5 protein-coding genes are annotated in these 4,965 nt (G+C 69.2%); 2 read left to right on the top strand and 3 right to left on the bottom strand.

The window, feature by feature from the left end; translation table 11 throughout:
* The first annotated feature begins 229 nt into the window (after positions 1-229).
* Positions 230-1,102, top strand: a complete 873-nt coding sequence (locus LQV45_RS17715) for a carbon-nitrogen hydrolase family protein (protein WP_230008149.1) — start codon at positions 230-232, stop codon at positions 1,100-1,102.
* Here LQV45_RS17715 and LQV45_RS17720 read toward each other — a convergent pair.
* The 3 genes from LQV45_RS17720 to glgA all read right to left on the bottom strand — a co-directional run bounded on the left by LQV45_RS17720 (position 1,099) and on the right by glgA (position 3,515).
* Entirely contained in the window at positions 1,099-1,353 is a 255-nt protein-coding gene (locus tag LQV45_RS17720; RefSeq protein ID WP_138175812.1) for a type B 50S ribosomal protein L31, read from the bottom strand. The two genes, LQV45_RS17715 and LQV45_RS17720, sit on opposite strands and share 4 nt — an antisense overlap.
* 110 nt (positions 1,354-1,463) lie before the next feature.
* The gene (locus LQV45_RS17725) at positions 1,464-2,249 is read right to left on the bottom strand and encodes an ABC transporter ATP-binding protein (protein WP_230008150.1); all 786 of its coding nucleotides are present in this window, start codon (positions 2,247-2,249) and stop codon (positions 1,464-1,466) included.
* 75 nt (positions 2,250-2,324) lie between these two features.
* Positions 2,325-3,515: a glycogen synthase gene (gene glgA / locus LQV45_RS17730; protein WP_230008151.1), complete on the bottom strand. Its 1,191-nt coding sequence runs from the start codon at positions 3,513-3,515 to the stop codon at positions 2,325-2,327.
* Positions 3,516-3,591: 76 nt separating this feature from the next.
* Here glgA and glgC point away from each other — a divergent pair, with 76 nt between their 5' ends.
* Positions 3,592-4,836: a glucose-1-phosphate adenylyltransferase gene (gene glgC / locus LQV45_RS17735; RefSeq protein WP_230008152.1), complete on the top strand. Its 1,245-nt coding sequence runs from the start codon at positions 3,592-3,594 to the stop codon at positions 4,834-4,836.
* Positions 4,837-4,965: the final 129 nt, after the last annotated feature.

Raw genomic sequence — 4,965 nt, forward strand, 5'->3', positions numbered from 1 at the left:
ACACGGCTCTCCGCGACCGACCCGCGTCCTTGTCGGTCGCCGCCGACAACCCGCGGGCGCACGCGTTCTACCGCCGCAACGGGTTCAGGCCCGACGGGACCGAGTCGTCGTTCGGTCCGATTCCGCGCACCGTTCGACTGATCCGCTGAGCGCCGGGACGGGATTTTCCCGGTCATCGATCCCAGCACCGTGGCGCGCCTCACGATCACACGCCTGCCAGACTTTCTCCGTGACCCTCCGCATCGCCACCGTTCAAGCCGAGGCGATGCCCGGCGACCTCGACGCCAACCTGTCGCGCGCTGCGGGCTGGATCGAACGAGCCGCCGCGCAGGACGTCGACGTCATCGTCTTCCCCGAGGCGTTCACGACCGGTTACGACGCCGCCGTCTTCGCCGGCGCGCTCCCGGACGCCGCCGACACCCGCTGGCTGGCGACGGTTCAGCAGGCCGTCGACCGCACCGGCATCGTCGCGATCCTCAACACCGCGCTCGACCGCGGCGACCGCCGCACTCTGACTGACATGATCGTCGTCCCGGGCGATCCCCCGGTCGTGGCGTACGACAAGCAGCACCTGTACGACAGCGAGCGCACCGTCTTCGCCGCGGGCGACGCCGGGTTCTCGTTCGCGGTGAATGACCTGCGCCTCGCGCTGTCGGTCTGCTACGACGCGAACTTTCCCGAGCACGCTGCTGCGGCCGCGGCGGCGGGTGCCCACGTCTACGTGAACAGCGGAGCGTACTTCCCGGGTGGCGCACACTGCCGCGACCTCCACTACGCCGCGCGCGCCCTCGACAACGGCGTGTACGTCGTGTTCAGCGGCCTGGTCGGCGGGACGAGCCACTTCATCGGCGGCTCGGCGATCTTCGACCCGAAGGGCCGACGCATCGCCGCGGTCGGCGACGTCGAGGGGCTGGCGATCGCCGACCTCGATCGCGACGAGATCGTGCGCACCCGCGACAACCAGAGGATGTGGGCCGATCGTCGCTCAGAGCTCGGCCCGCAGCACACGCTCGGACCGCTCACCGGCGCCGCACCCGACTCCGAATGGCGGAAGCCCCCGTCCCGAAGGACGAGGGCTTCCGCCAGGACGGCTGCGACTTAGCGCGAGCCACCGAAGTTCTTGAAGCGCTGGTTGAACTTCTCGACACGACCGGCCGAGTCCATGATGCGCTGCTTACCCGTGTAGAAGGGGTGCGAGGCAGACGAGATCTCCACGTCGATGACGGGGTACTCCACACCGTCCAGCTCGATCGTCTTGTCGCTCGAGACGGTCGAACGGGTGAGGAAGGTGTCGCCCGAACCGAGGTCGCGGAACACGACGGCCTTGTACGTGGGGTGGATGTCAGTCTGCATGGGAGGTCCTTTGAGGAGTGGTGCCCTGGATTCTGCCAGGACGGTCAAAGTCTGCGGCGCCGGAGGCACCAAAGGACGAGTCTACCAGGCTCCGCGCGCGCGGACGACGCTCAGGACGTCGCGCGAGCGGCGTACCGTCCGGCGTCCTGTGTCAGCGTGATCGGGACACCGAACGTCGCCGTCAGATTCTCGGCCGTGAGCGCTTCGGCGAGCGGTCCGGATGCCACGACCTCGCCGTCGCGCAGCAGCAGGACGTGGGTGAACCCGACGGGGATCTCCTCGACGTGGTGCGTGACCATGATCATCGCCGGAGTGGTCAGCGCCTGCGCGTAACCGGAGAGCAGCGACAGGAGCTCTTCGCGGGCGCCGAGATCGAGGCTCGCCGTGGGCTCGTCGAGGAGCAGCAGCTCGGGGTCGGTCATGACGGCACGGGCGATTTGCACGCGCTTCTGCTCACCGTCCGAGAGCGTGCCGAACGTCCGGTCGGCGAGGTGGTCGAGGCGCCACTCGGCGAGGACGCGCAGCGCTCGGCGCTCGTCGATGTCCTCGTACTGCTCGCGCCACCGGCCGGTCACCGAGAACGCCGCGGTCAGCACGACGTCGAGGACGGTCTCCTCCGGCGGGACGCGACGGGCCATGGCCGACGAGGCGAAGCCGATACGCGGGCGCAGCTCGAACACGTCGGTGCGACCCAGTCGCTCGCCGAGGATGGTCACGGCACCCGAGGTGGGGTGCAGGAGCGTGTCGGCGAGCTGCAGAACGGTGGTCTTGCCGGCGCCGTTCGGGCCGAGCACCACCCAGCGTTCATCGTCCGAGACGGTCCAGTCGAGGTGGGACACGATGTCCCGGGCGTTCCGGCGGACGACGACGTCGGAGAACTCCAGAACCTGCGGCATGCCCCCCAGCCTAACGGCCCGGGCGGACGAACTCCGGCGCGCCACCCCACTCTGGGGACGCGCGCCGCACCCCATCTACCGACCCGCGACCTCCGCGTACAGCGCCGCGGTGGTCTGGGCGATCGCGGCCCAGCTGAAGTCCTCGATCGCCCGGGCGCGACCGGCTTCGCCGTACTGCGCCGCGCGCGCGGCATCCCTCACCACTTCGGTGAGGACACGCGCCAGATCGTCGACGAAACGCTCGGGATCCACGGGCGTGCCGGTGCCGTCCTGCACCTGCTCGATCGGCACGAGTCGCCCGGTGACACCGTCGACGACCACTTCGGGGATGCCACCGGTGGCGGTACCGACGACGGCGGCGCCGCACGCCATCGCCTCGAGGTTGACGATGCCGAGGGGTTCGTAGACGGAGGGGCACACGAACGTCGTCGCCGCGGTGAGGATCGCGCACAGCTCGTGTCGGGGCAGCAGGCGGTCGATCCAGACGACGCCCTCGCGCGTGGCCTGCAGCCCGCGGACGAGCTCTTCCACCTCGGCGAGGATCTGCGGGGTGTCGGGCGCGCCGGCGCACAGCACGAGCTGCACCTCGGGCGGCAGCTTCTCGGCCGCGCGCAGCAGGTACGGCAGCCCCTTCTGCCGCGTGATGCGTCCGACGAACACGACCGACGGACGCGCGGGGTCGATTCCGGCCTCGGCGAGGAACGCGTCGTCCGTGACGGGATGCCACGCCTCGGTGTCGATGCCGTTGTAGATGACGCGGACCTTGTCGGGGTCGAGCGACGGGTAGCTGCGCAGGATGTCCTGGCGCATGCCCTCGCTCACGGCGACGACGGCCGCCGCCCCTTCGTAGGCCGTCTTCTCGATGAAGCTCGACACCGCATAGCCGCCGCCGAGCTGCTCGGCCTTCCACGGCCGCAGCGGCTCGAGACTGTGCGCGGTGACGACGTGGGGGATGCCGTGCAGCAACGAGGCGAGATGCCCGGCGAAATTCGCGTACCAGGTGTGGGAGTGCACGACGTCGGCTCCGGCCACGTCGGAGACGATCTCGAGATCGGTGCCGAGAGTCTGGATCGCGCCGTTGGCGGAGGCGAGCTCCGCGGGCACCGCGTACGACGTCGTGTCGGCCTCGTCGCGCGCCGCGCCGAAAGCCCGCACCTGCACCTCGGTCCCCTCGGCGCGCAGCGCCCGGACCAGCTCCGTCGCGTGGACGCCCGCTCCCCCGTAGATCTCCGGCGGGTACTCCTTGGTGACGACGTCGACGCGCATGAGACGAACCGTACAACACGCGAACCACCCGGTTCGACGTATAGCCCAGGGGATTTTCGCACCCTAGGGTGGTGCCATGCCTGCAGCGCCGAAGGTCTTCGGAATCATCCTCGCCGGCGGCGAGGGAAAACGACTCATGCCCCTGACGGCCGACCGCGCGAAACCGGCCGTTCCTTTCGGAGGCCAGTACCGCCTGATCGACTTCGCGATCTCGAATCTCATCAATTCGGGACTTCGCCAGCTCGTCGTGCTCACGCAGTACAAGTCGCACAGCCTCGACCGCCACATCTCGCAGACGTGGCGCATGTCACCGATGCTCAACGCGTACGTGGCATCCGTTCCCGCCCAGCAGCGCCTGGGCAAGCGGTGGTTCTCGGGATCGGCCGACGCGATCCTGCAGAGCATGAACCTCATCCGCGACGAGAAGCCCGACATCGTCGTGGTGATCGGCGCCGACCACGTGTACCGCATGGACTTCGGGCAGATGCTCGAGGCGCACATCGCCTCGGACGCGCGGGCCACGGTCGCCGGCATCCGTCAACCGATCTCGCTGGCGAACCAGTTCGGCGTCATCGACACCGACCCGGCCGACCCCACGATGATCCGCGCGTTCCTCGAGAAGCCGCAGAACCCGACGGGCCTCGCCGACGCCCCGCACGAGGTGCTCGCGTCGATGGGCAACTACATCTTCGACGCGGACGCGCTCGTCGAGGCCGTCACGCACGACGGCGAGCTGCCGACCTCCGCGCACGACATGGGCGGCGACATCGTCCCGTACTTCGTCAACCGCGGCGAGGCGGCCGTGTACGACTTCCAGCGCAACGACGTCCCCGGCTCGACGCCGCGCGACCGGTCATACTGGCGCGACGTCGGCACGATCGAGTCGTTCTACGACGCCCACATGGATCTCATCTCGACTCTGCCGATCTTCAACCTCTACAACACCGACTGGCCGATCTACTCGCAGACCTTCAACGCCCCGCCGGCGAAGTTCGTCCGCGACTCGGTCGGCCGCATCGGCAACGCGATCGACTCGATCGTGTCGCTCGGCTCGGTGCTGTCCGGAACCCACCTCGAACGCAGCGTCGTCGGACCGTGGGCACTCGCCGGCGGCGGCTCGACGATCACCGATTCGGTCCTCTTCGACGGGGTTCAGGTGGGCGCGGGAGCGCGCATCCACCGCGCGATCCTCGACAAGAACGTCACGCTCGCACCCGGATCCACGATCGGTGTCGATCGCGAACACGACCTGGCCCGCGGCTTCACCGTCACCGAGACCGGGATCACCGTGGTCGGCAAGGACGTCCGGGTCGAAGGCTGAGCCCGGATGCCGAAAGGGGCGGCGACCGTGATGGTCGCCGCCCCTTCGTCGTCCGCGCGGGTCAGACGCCGACGCGGGCGAACGCGTCGCGGCTGATGCCCTGCGAGAGCACGAGCTTCGACCACTCCC

This window comes from Microbacterium sp. Bi128 (assembly GCF_918698205.1).

What these genes read in the sequence shown, in the direction of transcription:
- LQV45_RS17720 (WP_138175812.1), bottom strand. Translation starts at nt 1,353, where the DNA reads ATGCAGACTGACATCCACCCCACGTACAAGGCCGTCGTGTTCCGCGAC.
- LQV45_RS17725 (WP_230008150.1), bottom strand. Translation starts at nt 2,249, where the DNA reads ATGCCGCAGGTTCTGGAGTTCTCCGACGTCGTCGTCCGCCGGAACGCC.
- glgA (WP_230008151.1), bottom strand. Translation starts at nt 3,515, where the DNA reads ATGCGCGTCGACGTCGTCACCAAGGAGTACCCGCCGGAGATCTACGGG.
- glgC (WP_230008152.1), top strand. Translation starts at nt 3,592, where the DNA reads ATGCCTGCAGCGCCGAAGGTCTTCGGAATCATCCTCGCCGGCGGCGAG.